This window comes from Corynebacterium sp. MSK004, from assembly GCF_030232515.1.
Classification (GTDB): domain Bacteria; phylum Actinomycetota; class Actinomycetes; order Mycobacteriales; family Mycobacteriaceae; genus Corynebacterium; species Corynebacterium hesseae.
The window spans coordinates 93113-109401 of sequence record NZ_JASPKB010000003.1 but is presented as its reverse complement, the minus strand read 5'-3'; the positions used below and the strand labels follow the sequence as shown (position 1 = coordinate 109401).

At 59.9% G+C, this 16289-nt stretch carries 14 protein-coding genes and 1 pseudogene; 5 read left to right on the top strand and 10 right to left on the bottom strand.

The window, feature by feature from the left end; genetic code table 11:
- Positions 1–17 precede the first annotated feature (17 nt).
- From QP999_RS04605 to QP999_RS04585, 5 genes and pseudogenes are all read right to left on the bottom strand, one after another.
- Positions 18–1730, bottom strand: a complete 1713-nt coding sequence (locus tag QP999_RS04605; protein ID WP_269948675.1) for an ATP-binding protein — start codon at positions 1728–1730, stop codon at positions 18–20.
- A gap of 267 nt (positions 1731–1997) precedes the next feature.
- The gene (locus QP999_RS04600) at positions 1998–2531 is read right to left on the bottom strand and encodes a YceI family protein (RefSeq protein ID WP_284847783.1); all 534 of its coding nucleotides are present in this window, start codon (positions 2529–2531) and stop codon (positions 1998–2000) included.
- 216 nt (positions 2532–2747) lie between these two features.
- Positions 2748–5990: a murein biosynthesis integral membrane protein MurJ gene (murJ, locus tag QP999_RS04595; protein ID WP_284847782.1), complete on the bottom strand. Its 3243-nt coding sequence runs from the start codon at positions 5988–5990 to the stop codon at positions 2748–2750.
- Positions 5991–5998: 8 nt separating this feature from the next.
- Positions 5999–8152, bottom strand: a complete 2154-nt coding sequence (locus tag QP999_RS04590) for a hypothetical protein (RefSeq protein ID WP_284847781.1) — start codon at positions 8150–8152, stop codon at positions 5999–6001.
- A pseudogene (locus tag QP999_RS04585) lies at positions 8149–8733 on the bottom strand (NUDIX hydrolase); the annotation flags it as partial. The gene QP999_RS04590 and the pseudogene QP999_RS04585, both read right to left, overlap by 4 nt.
- A 46-nt stretch (positions 8734–8779) precedes the next feature.
- On the opposite strand from QP999_RS04585, the gene QP999_RS04580 reads away from it, so the two are divergent.
- From QP999_RS04580 to QP999_RS04565, 4 genes are read left to right on the top strand one after another with little or no spacing between them, the layout of a single operon-like run.
- Positions 8780–10213: a CCA tRNA nucleotidyltransferase gene (locus QP999_RS04580; RefSeq protein ID WP_070565634.1), complete on the top strand. Its 1434-nt coding sequence runs from the start codon at positions 8780–8782 to the stop codon at positions 10211–10213.
- Between the two features lie 2 nt (positions 10214–10215).
- The gene (locus tag QP999_RS04575; protein WP_144676097.1) at positions 10216–10815 is read left to right on the top strand and encodes a YqgE/AlgH family protein; all 600 of its coding nucleotides are present in this window, start codon (positions 10216–10218) and stop codon (positions 10813–10815) included.
- Between the two features lie 35 nt (positions 10816–10850).
- A complete protein-coding gene (locus QP999_RS04570; protein ID WP_144676099.1) occupies positions 10851–11552 on the top strand; it encodes an AzlC family ABC transporter permease in 702 nt (233 codons plus the stop codon).
- Positions 11552–11884, top strand: coding sequence for a branched-chain amino acid transporter permease (locus tag QP999_RS04565; protein ID WP_070624094.1), 333 nt, complete (start codon positions 11552–11554; stop codon positions 11882–11884). The genes QP999_RS04570 and QP999_RS04565 overlap by 1 nt, the downstream gene beginning before the upstream one ends.
- Here QP999_RS04565 and QP999_RS04560 read toward each other — a convergent pair.
- From QP999_RS04560 to QP999_RS04540, 5 genes are all read right to left on the bottom strand, one after another.
- Entirely contained in the window at positions 11881–12189 is a 309-nt protein-coding gene (locus tag QP999_RS04560) for a hypothetical protein (RefSeq protein ID WP_070521880.1), read from the bottom strand. The two genes, QP999_RS04565 and QP999_RS04560, sit on opposite strands and share 4 nt — an antisense overlap.
- Positions 12190–12195: 6 nt before the next feature.
- Positions 12196–13155: a bile acid:sodium symporter family protein gene (locus QP999_RS04555; RefSeq protein ID WP_070565642.1), complete on the bottom strand. Its 960-nt coding sequence runs from the start codon at positions 13153–13155 to the stop codon at positions 12196–12198.
- Between the two features lie 76 nt (positions 13156–13231).
- Positions 13232–13603 (bottom strand): Rieske (2Fe-2S) protein, encoded by a 372-nt coding sequence (locus QP999_RS04550; RefSeq protein WP_070521874.1) that lies wholly within the window; start codon positions 13601–13603, stop codon positions 13232–13234.
- Between the two features lie 52 nt (positions 13604–13655).
- Entirely contained in the window at positions 13656–13880 is a 225-nt protein-coding gene (locus QP999_RS04545) for a hypothetical protein (RefSeq protein WP_070596438.1), read from the bottom strand.
- Positions 13881–14102: 222 nt separating this feature from the next.
- The gene (locus QP999_RS04540) at positions 14103–14567 is read right to left on the bottom strand and encodes an SdpI family protein (RefSeq protein ID WP_284847780.1); all 465 of its coding nucleotides are present in this window, start codon (positions 14565–14567) and stop codon (positions 14103–14105) included.
- Between the two features lie 157 nt (positions 14568–14724).
- On the opposite strand from QP999_RS04540, the gene QP999_RS04535 reads away from it, so the two are divergent.
- Complete coding sequence (locus tag QP999_RS04535; protein WP_284847779.1) at positions 14725–15960, top strand: dicarboxylate/amino acid:cation symporter; 1236 nt, start codon at positions 14725–14727, stop codon at positions 15958–15960.
- The last annotated feature ends 329 nt before the right edge of the window (positions 15961–16289 follow it).

The following is a 16289-nucleotide window of genomic DNA, read 5'->3' as shown; positions in this document are numbered from 1 at the left end:
TGCGTATCACAGGGCGGTCAAGATAGAACCCACCGCGTGTTGGGCCCGCGCTGTGGGCCATCAGGATCGATGCGCGCTTGGCCTATAGTCCGCAGGTGGCGCAGTATTCCCGTGACAGTTGCCCGGTCTACTCCCAGTTCTTCGGCGACTTCACGCGTAGTCAGTGCAGCTCCTTCTTTGAGTTGAGCCAGGATCCAGTCCTGAACGGAGGTCGCTGCGATGTGTCCTTCTATGTGAAGCCCCATCAGCGATCGGGCCTTGGTGGTAAGTATCCACTCTCGCGCTTCCCGTAGTTGTTCTACGAAACCGAGGCTCTCATACCACCGAAGGGTATCCGCAGCCTGATCTTCGCTGACTTGCATGAGTTGGGCAGCAGTGTGGCACAGCAGGATCTGGTTGTCCATAAGGTGACGGGCAATGATGAGACCATTGACGCTGTCGAAAGGCTCAGCGCCGAAAGCACCTTTGAGTTCGGTCAAGGCCTTAACAAACGCGGTGTCAACGCGGCCAGAGGACAAAATAACTTCGACGAAGGATTCCTCGGCGCGAAGTTCCGGAATATGGCGACCACTCGACAGCATCGATGCCCACATGCGGTCGAATCCACGGGAGGATTCCTCTGCTAACCCCAGCATCCTTAACGCCGTCATAAGGCGGGGATTTCGGGGAATTGATTGTGTTGTGAGAACTCGATTGCGTTGTACACCTGTGGGAAGACCACCGGGTGACCATACAGAGAAGGCTATGGGAGATTGGTCGATGACTACTGCAGCCGATGCGTCCCAGTCGCGATGGGCTAAGGCGTTGGAGACGAGTTCGTCGACAGCGGTGTCTGGGAAAGCCTTGATCGATACTTCTTGACCTGTGGCAAGTGCGATGCGCTCCACTTCTTGCTGGGCATTGACTCGAATTAGCTCTTTCAACCGCAAGTATGCGGTGATGAGGGGTGCAGAGATTTCCGTTGTTCTCGGCTCACCACCAGGGACAAGACGGAGGAGGTGCCGAACTGTAACCTGCTGGGATACCGGAGGCATGAAGAGGATTTCGGCCGCGTATGTGGGGTTTTGTGAGCCATCCAGCAGCCCTAGTTCTCCCAAAAGTTCGCGGGTCGTCGCGGGAACAGGCTCCTGGGAACCGGACATCGCTCTAGCTTGAGCTAGTAGGTGCCGCGCCTGATCGACGGCCGTCATATCGAGTTCCTCAAGTCCTCGCCGGGAGGGGTGAGCGGTGTAATCCGGGTTAGCGCGTTCAAAAAAGAGTGCGCGGCGTTGGTGCTCGGTGAGGGGTACGCAGCGAGTACCAACCCGCTTGCTTGCCTGTCCCTTCGGGCGCTGATACAGCGTGATACCACGGGGAACTCGCAAGACGATGAGCCGGGCTCCGCACCACTCCAGCTCCTCTGCTTCGACGTGGATGTTGGGCTGTGTTCCTTCGAAGATTTTTCTTATGAGCCAGTCCAGTTCCCTCTGGGTGCCTGTAAATGCCTCTGGTCCTGATTTCTTGTCTGCGACTCCAAGCACGATGAAAGCGTTCCCGTTATCGGCATTGGAAAAGCACACGGCTTCATCGATGAGGAATTCAACAAGGGTTGCGTCTGGATTGCGATTTCCTGGGTGGACTGCAGGGTCCTCTTTGAAATCGAGAATCTCGGATTCCAGGCTATCGGCGGTTGCGCCGGTTTCAATCGAGCGCAGTGCCTGGATGATGAAGTCGAGTTCGTCCTCTCTCATGGCCTGTAGTATAGCGGAGTTGTTTCAAACAACTCCGCAACAACTAATAAACAACTATTGACTAATATGACAGCCTCTGACGCAGATTTGTTCTTAAAAGTGCAAGCCACAGCGTTGCGCGAGTTGTTGAGGGGTTGTTTTAGAGTTGTTTATTACTCGGTTGTGGTGCCTTTAATTGTTAAAAAGTTGTTGCCCGCAGTACCGAAATGGGCACTACGGGCAACAACTAAAAACTACTTCTCAAGGTGAGGTATCGCGCTTGATGGCTTACTGCTTGATGGCAGAGATCTCGAGCTCGATCTTGATCTCCTCGGAGACGAGCACGCCGCCGGTCTTCAGCGGAGCGTTGAAGTCGATGCCGAAGTCGGTGCGGTTAATGGAGGTCTTAGCCTCGAAGCCAAGGCGGGTGTTGCCGAAGGGATCCTCGGCCACGCCGGTCTCTTCTACCTTGAAATCGACGGACTTGGTGGTGCCCTTGATGGTGAGGTCACCGGTGACGGTGCCCTCACCCTTGTCGTTAACGTCGAACTTGGTCGCGGTGAAGGTCATCTCTGGGAACTTCTCAACATCGAAGAAGTCCTCATTCTTCACGTGTGCATCGCGGTCGGCGTTCTTGGTATCGATGGATGCCGTCTTTACCGTGGCGGTGGCGGCGGAGTCAGTAATGTTCTCCCCTACGGTCAGGGTGCCTTCGAACTCGTTGAAATTGCCGCGCACCTTGGTGATCATGGCGTGGCGAGCTACAAAGCCGATAGTGGTGTGTGCCGGGTCCAGTGCGTACGTTCCTGCGGTGATAGTCATGGTTTCCTCGTTTCTTCTAGGTTTCTCTAGGTTGTTGATGTGACAACAATAATTATACGCTCCTTCACTCAGCTGTCAAGGGAAGAAATCGCAAGAACACTAAAGCCCCAGACCTGCTACCCGAAACCTGCAGGTGGGCGTCGTCATGCGCGTGGTGTGTCTGAGTCAGCGAGCAGTTTCGGGATCGAGGTCTGGGGAAATGCGTGAGGTGTTGGGTTAGTTGGTCGGGATGCCCACCAGGGTGGCCTCCTTCAGTGTCACGGAGCCGGATTTGGGCATGTCGGTGAAGACGATGAGGGCGCCGTCGAAGGCCACGGGCTTCTCCTTGAGCTCGATGTCTTGGCGCGCGTTGGTTAGCGTGCCGTGTGCGAGCTCGGTGAGCTTGCCGGAGTCAGGATCCGTGGGGTCAAAATCCTTGGTATTAACGCCATAGACTTCGTACTTGGCGCCGGTGGACTTGCTCTGCTGAAGCGGAAGCGCTCGGAGTTGCGTGGGCTTGTCAATGCTGAGCAGGAGTCCAGTGTCTGCCTTCTTCGTGGACCATGAACCTGATACTTCCTTGCCCTCCGGAACGGAGGTGGTCTTGACGTCCTTCAGGAGCACCGGCGGCACGTTGGGGAATGAGGTTTCAGTCGTCGATTCGCTCTTCGTCACCACTGGGGAAGTCTTTTCATTACCCACATGGGACAGGATCCACACGCTGAGCGCGGCCATCGCCACGACGAAGAGGGTGGCCAGCGCGCCTAGGACGATGATGCCGGAGCCAGAATAGCCGCGGCCGCCGAAGCCCGGTGCGGGGCTCGGGTCCTCCTTGCGCGGGGTCTCCTCGACTGGAATCTGGAGGGTCTCCTCGCCGTCGTCGCCATCGCCGGCGAAGGCCGCCAAGCGGTTGGCGATGTCCTCGAGATCGGAGTCTTGGCCCTCCTCGGCGTCGGCAGCAATCTCCTGTAGCACCTCCGGTGCCGGACTGGTGGATTCCACGAGGAGCGAGATGGCGGAGGCCAGCGCCGAGCGGTCAGTCTCCTCATCGTTGCTGTGCAACACCGCGGGGAAGGCCAGGGTGGCAATGCCCTCAGTGGAAATGCGGATGCGGTTGCGGTTCTCAATTCCCAGCACGAGGCCCGCCGCATGGGCGGCAGCCGTGGTGCGCACCAGCGGGACCAAGGCGTGGGCGACGGCGCGCGGATCGAGGTCTTCATCCTCCGACACCGTCTTCAGGGAGGTGCCCTCCACCCAGTCCGCCACGACGAGGCAGCCCTGGCGGTAAGACAGGATGTCGATGTTCTCCGCCATGGCATTCAGTTCCATCTCAGCCAGGCGGCGCGTGGCGCGGGAGACCTCCGCGGAGCGGCGGGCGGCTACCGCCGGGGTGGCCGGTGCCATCGGAGCCTCGCCCGTGGTGTCCACGAATGTCAGCGATACAAGGCGGCCGGTGGCCTGCTCGCGCGCCTTCCAGAAGCGGGTACCCGCGGCGGAGCCGTAGTCCTTGAGGAGGCGGAAGCGGCCATCGGAGACCGGGGCGCCCGGCACCAGGCGTGGACCGCGGACGATACCGGCAGACATCGGCGGCGGTACCGGCGAGGAGTTGAAGGCATCCACGCTGAAGATCGGCTGGATCTCCAGCTGCTCTGGGGCCTCGACCTCGATGGCCTCGGCATGCTCGATCTTGATGATGCGGGACATGCCGGGGATGCGCTGCAGCTGGCGGCCAAGGTTGATGACTTCCGGCAAGCCCGAGCGCGAAAGCACGATGCCGGTGACAGCCACGAAGATGAGGCCCGCCACGGCAAGCTTCAGCAGGTACACGAACGGCGGCACTTGCTCCGGGAGCACGAGGTTGATGACGTAATTGATGACGAAGGCCACCACGAGGCCCACGAGGGAGGCCAGCACTGACCAGATAGTCGTCGCGATAACCGCGCGACCGCCCAGGCTGCCCAGCTTTCGCTTGAGCAGGAAGCCGCCGATCACCGCGCCGGCCACGAAGCCGAAGCCATTGGCAGTGCCCAGAAGGACGACCACGCGGTCGGGGGAATCCGCCACGTGTGGGGCAAGCAGGGAGAGCACCGACTTGGTGAGCGTGATGCCGGCGATGATAAACGTCGGCGTCCACGCTTCTTCGCGGGCGTAGAAGACGCGCAGGTGCAGCAGCACGAGGGCGTATGGGATGAGGGTAAAGGCAGAGAAGCTCAGCGTGAGGCCGAGTACCTCGGCCGCCTTGGCGTTGAAGGCGCCGTATTGGAAAAGGCCGCGGGCGATCGGGATGCCGAATCCCGTCATGAAGATGACGATGGGAATCAGGGCGATAAACGTCAGCTTCGTGCCCAGCGTGAGATCCCGGACCACGGCCTTGACGTCACCGTCCGCGGCGTTGCGGGACAAGCGCGGCATAATTGCGGTGAGCAGCGTGACGCCAATGACGCCATAGGGTACCTGCAGGAGAAGCCATGCCTGCTGGTAGATAAACGGCGCTTCTTTGTCCGCATGGGCCGCCACGCGGGAAGTGATGACGTAACCCAGCTGGGAAACCGCCACGTAGGCCACGATGGCCATGGCCATGCCGCCGAACTGCTTGAGGCGGTCATCTAGGCCCCACAGCGGCTTGAGGTTAATGCCCGCCTTCTTGAGATAAGGGAAAAGGATGAGGCATTGCACCACCACACCGGCCGTGGTGCCTAGGGCTAGGAGCAGCACGTGCCGGTCCGTGATCGGCGAAGGCGCATCGGGATGCAAGCTGCCCGGCAGCAGCTGGTAGGCCACGAGCACCGTAATCGAGATGATGTTATTGACCACCGGTGCCCACGCGCCTGGCCCAAAGATGCTCTTGGTGTTGAGCACCGCTTGGAAGAGCGCGAAAAGCCCGTAGAAGAAGATCTGCGGCAGCAGCAAGTAGGCAAAGGAGGTGGCCTGCACGGCATTGACCTCGCCGTCCTCCGGCAACATCATGCGCGTTAACTGCGGGGCAAAGATGCAGGAAAGCACCGTGATCGTGGCCAGCAGGGAGAAGGCCAGCGTGAAGAGGCGCCGGACAAAGTCCTCGCCACGGTCAGCGTCTTCCTTTTCCGCGCGCACCAACACGGGCACGACGAGCGAAGTCAGCACCGCGCCCAGCACGATCTCCGTGATGAGGTTGGGCAGCTGGTTCGCCGTGGTGAAGGCGGAGGAAATAGCCGGGCCGAGCGACGAGCCGATGAGCACGTTGCGGATGAATCCCGTGATGCGGGAAATCATCGTCGCAATGGCCATGGAGCCGGTTGCGCGAACGACGGCGCCGTCGGAGTTCTTTTCGCCGGAGGGCTCACTCGAGGCAGCGGCTGCCTTGCCCTTCAGTCCCGAGCGGTCCTCGAGTTCGTCGTCGACAGCAACGACGCCACTCGGCGCGCGCTTTTCCGGTACCGGCGCCGGCGGCGAAGGCGTGACAATGCGTCGGCGGGCACCAGACTTAGGTTCATGTGTCATTGAGAAAACTATCCGTGAGACTTCTTTTTCTTCCGCTTACCCAGACGGAACAGGGCAGCTAGGATGAGGGCGAGCGCGGCGATTGCGCCGACTCCATAGACGCTAACGATACCGGCACGCGTCTGCACCGTGATATCGATTGGATCCGATATGAGGTGCTCAGATGGTGTTGCAAGCCATAGGCGCAACGACATCTGGTCAACGTTGCTGGGCAGGTCAGCGGTCATGGACACGGTAATAGATCCCTTGGCTGGGATGTGAATCAAGTCCTGCGTGTTCAACGTGGCGCCGTCGGGGGCGTCGTAGGCTAGGTGGGCGTCGACAGGCAGCGGCAGGCCGTTCTCCGCCACGATGAGCAGCGGTGATGACTCCGAAACGCGGGTAAAGACGTTGCCCGGCGGGATGAGCGCCACGGAGGCGCGAAGCTCGCGGAGCATATCCGCGTTTTTCTCCAGCCGGGCGCGGCTCTGCTCCACCGAGGATGGAAAACCGTGGAGGCTGGAGCGGTCGGTAGCGCTGAGCGCCGTGAGGAGATCGCGGCGCAGGGGTGCCGTGAAGTTATAGCGCGTCATGGCGATACCGGGATCATTGACCATGATGGACATCAGCTCATCGGTATAGCGCGCCTGCTGCGTCACCTGTGTGATCTCGGCGTCGTGGAAGGCTGCGGGATCTGGGTAGGGACTTCCGGGGTTGCCGCTGCCGGGCTCGATGGGCAGCGCGGCAACGGGACGGGGCTCGAGGCGCCCGGAATTGAGCAGGCGCTGCGCTGCTTCCATCACCGCGCGCGCGGCGGCGGGGTCCTGGAAGTTCGGCAGCTTGGCCACGGTCTCCTCTTGCGCGGACGCCACGCTTATCGACGCCCCCGCCGTCAACGCCCTCGCCTGCTCCGAATCCATCGAAAAGTCGTAGCGCAGCTCCGGGTTGGAGTACCCAGTGGTCTGCGGCTTGGAACCGGTCTGGGCCAACAGTGCTCCGAGGGAGGCATCAAAGGTGGCGGCCTTGCCGGCCCACTCGGAATTATCCGCCACCAGCAGCGGGACGGGCATCGCGTGCTCGCTTGTCCCTGAGGCCGGTGCGGTCAGTGGCGTGCTGAGCGGGGCGCCGAGGACGCGCTCGATGGTGTCAGCGCCCTGCTCGACGGCCTCGTGGGTGAGCCACTCGTTTCCTACCTGGGCCACGGCATCGGTGTCTGCGTTAGCCCACGGCATGAGCATGCGGCAGTCCACCTTCTTCAGTTTCTCCAGCCACGCGGCGGCGTCTTGGGCGCCCGCGCCCGGCTTGCCGCGATCGGAATCGGCGCTGCTAAACCAGGAATCGCGCAGGCGCGTGGGGTGTTTGGCAGTAGAGGGGCGGGTCTCGTTGACGGTGTAGCCGGCGGACATGCGGTCAGCGGCGTCGACAAGCGCGGGGTCCAGGGCCACGCAGCCTGAACCGTGCAGATCATGCTGCAGGTAGGCGTCGAGCAGCTGATCGAGGCGCCCGCCCGGTGAGAGCTGTTCAGCGAGCTGCTCGCTTTCTAAGATGAGCTCCTCGCCGCCGGTATCTCCCGGCACGACGTCGACCTGGGCGGTCACGGGATAGATCAGTGAGAACTCGTGTTTGCTGTCGTCTTCTGCGTCGGGCGTCGGATCCTGATTTTCGCCCCTGAAATCCAGGATTGTCCGCTCTTCCGCAAAGCTCGTGGCCTGACCGTCGCGGGTGCCGGTGAGCGTAAATAGCAGTGGGTAGGCGCCGGGATCGGTGATGGCCAGCGTGGAGTCATCTCCCAACGCGGTGGGGACCTCCACGGTTACGTCGCGGCTCTCCCCCGGCTCCACTGCTCCTGCGCCGAGCGAAGTCCCATAATAAGGAAAGGATCCCGCAGCGAGCTCTTGGCGGGCCTCCGTCGTGGAGTTCACAGCATTGCTGCGCCGGGAGGTTATCTGCAAGTCATCAACGGCGCTATCCGTCGGGTTGTGGATGCGCAGCTGGACTTTAAGCGTCTCCCCTACTCGCGCCTCCGTCGCGCTGAGCAAGCTGAGTTCGAGCTCATCGGGGCCGCGGGAGCCGAGCCAATAGTGGGAGTCGTTGCTCTCGGCGTCGGGAGTTTGTGCCTGGGCCACGGGGACGGCGCAGCCCACCGCCAGCGCCGTGATGGCAACCGCTGCGCGCCAACTCACCGCGGAGTCGCCTTTCCTGCGGCAGCTTCCTTTCGCGCGAGATCAGGGAGGAGGTCGTGGGCGATGCGGGCCAGCTTGCGCTCGTCCGCATAGGCAAGGTGCTCGATGAGCTCGGAGACCGGGATCCAGGAGACCTCGGTGACCTCCGGGTCCTCGTCATTCATGATGCCGTCCACGAAACGCAGCAGGTGGTGGTGCACGGTCTTGTGAATGCGCACGCCATCGGAGACGAACCAATAATCAATCATGCCCAGGTCCGCGAAGACCTTGCCGTGGATTCCGGTTTCCTCCCATACTTCGCGCTCGGCGGTGAGTTCCTTGGCCTCGCCGTTTTCCACATGGCCCTTCGGCATGGACCACAGCAGGCGCCCGCGGCGGTCCAACCTGCCGATGAGTGCCACATAGATCTGGGACAGGTCCACGTTGCCGTCTTCGTCGACGGCCTCCGCCAATCCGGACACGACGAGTCCGCCTGCGGACGTCTCATCCCGCGTGGTCATGCGGTTGGTGGACGTGCGCTGGGGGCGTCCCGTGCGGTGGTTCCGGTGGCCCGCGCCCCGCCGGCGGCGGCGCTTGGACCCTGGCGTGTTCTTAGTCATCCCTGCTAATCGTAGTAGACTTCGATCCGTGAATTTTCAGGACACTCAGCTAATCGGCGTTCTTGCTCGCGCGGACGCCACCGTCGCCCAGCTCAGTGGCCTCCTCAGTGGCCTGGTGGAACGCTTCGCGCTTCACGACGCCCCCCTCTACCTCGTCGGCGGCTCCGTCCGCGATGCCCTGCTCGGCCGCCTGGGCAATGATCTCGACTTCACCACCCCGGCCCGGCCCGACGTGGTGTATTCGATTCTGGAGGAGTGGGCGGAAACCGTGTGGGATACCGGCATCGACTTCGGTACTGTCTCGGCGGCTTATAAGGGCCAGCAGATTGAGATCACCACCTTCCGCTCTGATAGCTACGACGGCGATTCCCGCAACCCCGAGGTGGTCTACGGCGACACGCTCGAGGGCGATCTCGTGCGCCGCGATTTCAAGGTCAACGCCATGGCCATCGAGCTGCGCCCGGACGGTACCCGCGAATTCCACGATCCGATGGGCGGACTCGATGACCTGGCGAATCGCATCCTCGATACCCCGGATGCGCCGGAGATTTCCTTCCACGATGATCCTCTTCGCATGCTCCGCGCTGCGCGATTCGCGGCGCAGTTGGAGTTTGACGTCGCCCAGCGCGTGCGCGATGCCATGAAGGACATGGCCGCTGAAATCCAGCGCATCACCGTGGAGCGCGTGCAGGTGGAGCTCAACAAGCTCATCTGCGGTGTCGCGCCGTGGAAGGGTATTGACCTGCTTGTTGATTCCGGGATTGCTGATTATGTTTTTCCGGAGATCCCGGCTTTGCGCATGGCTCCCGACGAGCACGCGCAGCACAAGGACGTGTACGCGCACTCGCTGACTGTACTTCGGCAGGCCATGGAGCAGGAGGAAGACGGTCCCGATCTCATTCTTCGGTGGGCTGCCCTGCTCCATGACATTGGCAAGCCGGATACCCGCGACACCACCGACGGCAAGGTCAGCTTCCACCACCACGAGGTTGTTGGTGCGAAGCTCACCCGCAAGCGCCTGCGCAAGCTGAAATTCCCCAAGGCCACGACCGAAGATATCGGCCAGCTGGTCTACCTGCACATGCGTTTCCACGGTTTCGGCGATGGCCAGTGGACCGATTCCGCCGTGCGCCGCTATGTCACCGATGCCGGCGATCTTCTCCCGCGCCTGCACAAACTTGTGCGCGCCGATTGCACCACCCGCAATGAGCGCAAGGCCCGCCGCCTCCAGCGCACCTACGATCAGCTGGAGGAACGCATCGCGGATATCGCGGCCAAGGAAGACCTCGCTCGCGTACGCCCTGATCTCGACGGCAACGAGATCATGGAGATCCTCGGCCTTGAACCCGGCCCGGAGGTAGGCAAGGCCTGGTCTTACCTCAAGGAGCTGCGCCTCGAAGAAGGCCCCTTGGAGCGCGAAGTTGCTATTGCGAAGCTGCGCGAGTGGTGGAATTCTAGATAGGGATGTACGCAGACAGACTTTTCAACGCCCTCGAGCGCAATGATCCCGCCCCTGGCCAGCTCCTCGTGGCGGCTCCCGACGTCCTCGCGCCCCAGTACAATCGCTCCGTCATCCTCATCACCGAGCAACATGCCGGGCGTACGTATGGCGTGGATCTGACTAAGCGCTCCGAGGTCGCGGTCTTCAACGTCATGCCGGAGTGGCTGCCCGTGGTGGCTAAGCCGCAGGCCCTTTACATCGGCGGCCCGCACGACCAGCAGGCGGCCATCGGCGTGGCGCTGACCAAACAGGGCGTCGACATCGAGAAACAGCCTTCGTTGAGCCGCCTCGCCCCACGTGTGGCACTCGTCGATCTGCGCGTGGGTCCCGATGCCGTCACCGAACTGGTGGAAGGTATGCGCTTTTTCGCTGGTCATTTCGAGTGGGGACCGGGCGAACTCGATGAGGAAATTGATCGCGGTGAGTGGTACGTGGCCCCTGCGCTGCCCCAGGACGTGGTCTCCTCCGGATCGACAGATACGTGGTCAGACGTCATGCGCCGCCAAGCCATGCCCCTGCCGATGTTTGCTACTTTCCCGCGTTATATCGATGAAGATAATTAGAGTTCCTCTCCGCCCTCTGCGCTAACATCTCTGCCATGCGTGCGGAGATCATCAAGGCAATACGGACCTGCATGCCCATCGCCGTGGGGGTGGTGCCGCTGGGCCTCGCCTTCGGCGTGCTCATGGTCCAGACCGGTTTCGACTGGTGGTGGACCCCCATCTTTTCCATCGTTATTTACGCTGGTTCGATGGAGTTCCTCGCCATTTCCATGGTGACCGGCGGCGTGACGCCCGCCGTTGCCGCGGTGACGGGTTTCATGGTGAACTTCCGCCACATCTTCTACGGGTTAACCTTTCCGCGCGATGAGATTCGGAATCGTTTCGGCCGCGCCTATTCCACGTACGCGCTGACCGACGAATCCTATGCCGTCCTTTCTGCCTTCCCCCGTGTTTCGCGCCCGAGTGGTGCATTTGTCTTCACCGTGCAGCTTTTCTGCCAGGTGCTGTGGGTTGTCTCGGGCATCATTGGTGCGCTGGCAGGCCAGGCTATTCCGCCCTCGGTGAAGGGTCTGGATTTCGCCCTCGTTGCCTTGTTCATTGTCCTAGCGATTGATTCCTTCCAGAACAACATGGATTACTCGCTTCCGCTGTCTGCTGCGGTCCTGGGTGTCCTCGCGGGCTGTCTGTTTCCAGGGCAGCTACTCATGGTGGCGCTGAGCGCCTACTTCCTGCTCCTGGTGGTGCGCTACCTTTCCCCTCGTGCCGACAGCGCGATGATTCTACGCAGGGAGTCCTAATGCCAGCTGGAGTAACCCTGGGCAGCATCCTCGCCGTGCTTATCCCCGTCGGGGTGGTGACGGTTGTTTTGCGCTGGCTTCCCTTCGTCTTTGTGAAGGCCCTGAAGGATAGCCAATTCATCAGCATGCTGGGCTTCACTATGCCCGTGGGCGTGATGACGGTCCTGGTGGTTTACACCTTGTTTAGTCAGACCCAAGACACGGGAAGCTTTGTGGCTCCCCTTGTAGGTGCCGCGGCTACTGCCCTGTTGCACCTGTGGCGCCGCAACTCCGGCTTGTCCATCTTCGGAGGCACCGCCGTGTACATGCTGTTGGTGAACGTGGTGCTTTAAAAGTCCCCGTAGAGGGCGATGGCCTCTGTCCACAAGGAGTGGAACTGGAAGGCGTCGATAAGCTCGGCATTGATGTCGGGGAATGCGTCGTAGGTGTCGGGGTGTGGAACCACGCGCTGTGGGACCTCGGCATTGCCCACTGAGGTCTCCGGTGTCGCAGCGCCGACGATGGAGTCATTCGGAGCGAGGGCGATCATGCGCAGCATGGAGCAGGCCTCAGCGTTGATTTCCTCAAGCTCCGCGATGTGTGTGGCGGTGCCGACCTCCGGGATGGTCATGGTGGTGCGAACATAAAGCTTTTTCATGTGCTCTCACTCTACCCGGGCGTAGCGTGCCGCCATAGACGCGCAGATCATCAATTGGACCTGGTGGTAAATCATGAGGGGAAGGATGAGCAGCCCCAATGAGGTGCCGCCGGAGGCAAAAATCACCGAGGCCATGGGTAATCCGGTGGCCAGGGATTTCTTTGACCCGCAGAACTGAATAGCAATGGTGTCTTCTCTGTTGAACCCCAGCTTCTGGCTGACCGCCTTGGTGAGCCAGAGCATGAAGAAGACGAATGCTGTTGAGAAGACAATCTGAAACAGAATCTGCCATACGCTAATCGACGCCCAGATCCCGTCCACCATTCCCTTAGAAAAGGCCGCATAGACGACCATCGCGATGGAGCCTCGGTCCACCACTTTCGTGGCTTTGCTTGCCGCGAGTTTGCCCACCCATTTTCTGGTGAGCTGGCCGAGCACGAAAGGTAGGAGCAGAAGAACAGAAATCTCAAAGAAAACAGAGCTATCGATGTGAATCCCTTCGCCGGCCCCCATGAGTGCCATGACGAGCAATGGCGTAAGCAGAACTCCAGCGAGGTTTGACGCAGACGCAGAGACGATTGCTCCGGGAACATTTCCGCGGGCGATTGAGGTAAAGGCTACCGACGATTGCACTGTTGACGGTACAAGCGTGAGGTAGAGAATTCCCAAGTAAAGATCGTTTGGGATGAACGCGGTGAGCGGGCGCAGTGCGAGGCCGATGACTGGGTAGACCACAAAGGTGAACGCCAGAATGGTCAGGTGGAGCTTCCAGTGTTTGATCCCGTTGATGGCTTCGCGCGTTGAGAGTCGGGCGCCGTAGAGAAAGAAGAGAAGAGCGATCGCTATATTCGTGAGGACATCGAAGCTGTCCGCAAAGCTTCCCCGCGCGGGAAAAACAATAGCGATTGCGACGGCGCACAGGATGAGGACGATGAGGGGGTCGAGTCTTTTTAGGCGCTCAATCATAGAAGAGAGTCTAGACGCCCCTCACGGTTTCACGTGAAACATCTTTTCAAACCCCCTGAGTCGCCAGGGATATCCATTAGGCGGAGACGTTTTTGACTGTTCCCCCGTTGTTTTCCACTCCGTACTCAGTGAGCGGTTTAGGGCTGGGGCCGCCGGTGACTTCGCCGCTGCTGAGGTCAAAGCTTGAGTAGTGACTCGTGCACGTGGCGGTCAAGCCTTCAATCTTCGTGATGAGGGAACCCTGGTGCGGGCAGGTCTGCGAATATGCTTTGAACTCTCCCTCGGTAGGTTGAGCGAAGATCACCTTGTCTACAATGATGGCGGAGCCAACGGGGATTTCCGTCGCTGCGACTTCCGCGGAAGGCTCCTTGCCACAGGCGGCGAGGTAGGCCCCAGCAAAGGTAGTCGCAGTACCGAGCAGGAAAAGGCGGCGTGAACACGTAGTCATGTGGATTACTCTATCTGATTCAGCGGCAGTGTAGGGAGAGGACAATGTGCTGTTAGCTAAGTTTGCCGTCCCACACGGGAAGCTCCTCTTCCCTGCTGCCGCTGAAATCGTAGGCACCGTATGATGTGCCGACATCGCTATAGATCGTCCCAGCTTCGTTGTGTGCTCCGCGACGTTCTCCGGCGAGTGCATACGTGGCCCCCGCGCCGAGGATGCTGAGGCTGAGCGCTGTTGCAGCGACGAGCCGTAGCGCTTTAGTTTTGGTGCTCGTGGTCATGAACACGATCGTGCGCCGCCCGACTCCTGTTGTCACGTCACACTGCCGTGTTCCCACGTAATTGATGTTTAGCTCTCAGCGCTCGCACAGGATAAAGAAAGGTGGCCACACCAATCATCGGGTCTACCCGGTGTTGAGTTGGCCACCTAAAATATAGTTTGTGATGAAATCATATGGAGATTCTGTCTGCCCAGAATACGTCACTGTGCTGAAAAAGTCGCTCTAGTCTCGGCCCGTCTTGTCGGCGTGTTGTGCTGCGGCACGGATCGCGGAGACGTCGACAGCCGGCGCCTCTCCCCCGCAGCCGCCGTCGCCACAGTTGCAGGAATCGCCGCAACCATCGTCGTCTTTATGGGCTTGGTCCCACAGGTAGGCCGCGCGGGCACCCATGTTGGAGCCGATGGAGAGCGCGAGGACAGCTACGACGGCTGTGAGTGCGGGGATTAGCCACATCCAACCTTCGGCGCGAAGCGCGATAACGCCACCGAAAACGAGAGCGATGCCTCCTAGGAACCAGAAGGGGCCCGCAATAGCGTGGGCGTTGTCCCATGCCTCCCGGGTTTTGCGGATCTCCGCGAGGCGCAATCCAACAACACTGTTGCCGGGGAGTTTACGGAGTGTGGCAAGGCCGCCGACGATGATGAGGACCGCGGCAAGGACGAGGAAGATGATTCCGACTACGAGCATGCGTCTAAGTCTATCCCGCTTCCTAGCTAGCGAGAAAGCTGGTTCAATTTATTCGTTTCGTGCTGTAATATACATTTCGTGTCGCTTGGTAGATAAATAAGCGTTTATCGCCGGGCGAGAAACTCGTAGTGGTATCAACCATAGAAAAGACTCAATCATGACATTCAAGAGTGTTCTCAATTCTCTGCTGTTCAAGATTATCGTAGCGATAGTCTTGGGCATCATAGTTAGCCAATTCGCGCCGGAATGGTTCGGCAGGGCCTTCGCAACATACAACGGACTGTTCTCGAACTTCCTTGGCTTCTTCATCCCCATTCTCATTCTTGCTCTCGTGGCACCGGCAATCGCGGGCCTCGGTCGCGGTGCCGGCAAGTGGCTGGGTATTACTGCCGGAATTGCGTATGGTTCCACTATCGTGGCAGGCCTCGTTGCCTACGGTTTGACCCAGGTCCTGTACCCCACGTTGCTTGGTGGGCAGACGCTCAACACTGATGTGGCTGACATCGATGCCGGAGCGCTCGAGCCCTACTTCACCGTTGAGATGCCGGCTCCATTCGAAGTTATGACGGCGCTGCTGTTGTCCTTCTGCGTTGGCGTGGCGATGACTACTGTGAAGTCCGATAATCTTTACGCGATTACCAAGGAATTTGAGAACGTCGTCATCAAGGTGATCTGGGGCTTTGTGATCCCCCTCCTGCCGTTCTATATCTTTGGCATGTTCCTCTCCTTGGGTATGAATGGCAATATCGGGACGGTCCTCGTTGCCTTCGCCAAGGTTCTTTTGCTTGCGGTCCTCATGACGCTGGTTTACCTCGTGCTTCAATACATCATCGCCGGCGCAATTGCGGGTAAGAATCCATTCCGCGCATTGAAGAACATGGCACCGGCCTACTTCACCGCGTTGGGTACTTCCTCTTCGGCGGCGACGATTCCGGTGACGTTGGACGCCACGTTGAAGAACGGCATTTCCAAGCCCGTTGCTGGCTTCGTTATCCCCCTCTGTGCGACCATCCACCTTTCTGGTTCGATGATCAAGCTGACGTTGTACGCCTTCGCGATTGTGTACATGGCTGATGGTATGGAAGCAGATTTGGGTAAGGCCTTGGGCTTCATTCTTCTCCTTGGAATCATGATGATCGCGGCCCCCGGTGTTCCGGGCGGTGCCGTGATGGTTGCCGTTGGTCTGTTGCAATCCAATATGGGCTTTGATGATTCGATGGTGGCACTGATGATTGCCGCTTACATCGCTATCGATTCCGTGGGTACGGCCGCGAACGTTACTGGCGACGGCGCTATCGCCATGATTGTTGACCGTTTCGCTCGTAATAAAATTGATGGGTTGGAGGCCGAGGCCGACGCCTCTGCTGCCGACGAGGAGCTCAGCAAAGCTTAGGTTTCAAGCTTAGGTTTCACGTGAAACCCTGAGAGCTTCCCCCCTCCCCTAGCTTGCGTTCCATTTCTGCTCTATACGTCTAGACCAATCAATTGGAAGGTTGGCTGCGGGAGGGGGATTTTTGTATGCCTGGTTGCCGACGTCGCGGGCCGCTCGGTCGTGCAAGGTGTTGCCAAATTACTTCCCTAAAACCGAAGTGGCTCTTGTGGGACGAACTTAGAACATGTATTCTAAAGGTGGGAGTGGGGGAAGCAATTATCCGGTTAGTTTAGGGATGCAGCTCCCCATGGGAATCACAACAAATTCTTCAACCTCGGTACCTACTGCGT

What these genes read in the sequence shown, in the direction of transcription:
- QP999_RS04555 (WP_070565642.1), bottom strand. Translation starts at nt 13,155, where the DNA reads ATGATTGAGCGCCTAAAAAGACTCGACCCCCTCATCGTCCTCATCCTG.
- QP999_RS04540 (WP_284847780.1), bottom strand. Translation starts at nt 14,567, where the DNA reads ATGCTCGTAGTCGGAATCATCTTCCTCGTCCTTGCCGCGGTCCTCATC.
- QP999_RS04605 (WP_269948675.1), bottom strand. Translation starts at nt 1,730, where the DNA reads ATGAGAGAGGACGAACTCGACTTCATCATCCAGGCACTGCGCTCGATT.
- QP999_RS04560 (WP_070521880.1), bottom strand. Translation starts at nt 12,189, where the DNA reads ATGAAAAAGCTTTATGTTCGCACCACCATGACCATCCCGGAGGTCGGC.
- QP999_RS04550 (WP_070521874.1), bottom strand. Translation starts at nt 13,603, where the DNA reads ATGACTACGTGTTCACGCCGCCTTTTCCTGCTCGGTACTGCGACTACC.
- QP999_RS04575 (WP_144676097.1), top strand. Translation starts at nt 10,216, where the DNA reads ATGTACGCAGACAGACTTTTCAACGCCCTCGAGCGCAATGATCCCGCC.
- QP999_RS04570 (WP_144676099.1), top strand. Translation starts at nt 10,851, where the DNA reads ATGCGTGCGGAGATCATCAAGGCAATACGGACCTGCATGCCCATCGCC.
- QP999_RS04600 (WP_284847783.1), bottom strand. Translation starts at nt 2,531, where the DNA reads ATGACTATCACCGCAGGAACGTACGCACTGGACCCGGCACACACCACT.
- QP999_RS04565 (WP_070624094.1), top strand. Translation starts at nt 11,552, where the DNA reads ATGCCAGCTGGAGTAACCCTGGGCAGCATCCTCGCCGTGCTTATCCCC.
- murJ (WP_284847782.1), bottom strand. Translation starts at nt 5,990, where the DNA reads ATGACACATGAACCTAAGTCTGGTGCCCGCCGACGCATTGTCACGCCT.
- QP999_RS04535 (WP_284847779.1), top strand. Translation starts at nt 14,725, where the DNA reads ATGACATTCAAGAGTGTTCTCAATTCTCTGCTGTTCAAGATTATCGTA.
- QP999_RS04545 (WP_070596438.1), bottom strand. Translation starts at nt 13,880, where the DNA reads ATGACCACGAGCACCAAAACTAAAGCGCTACGGCTCGTCGCTGCAACA.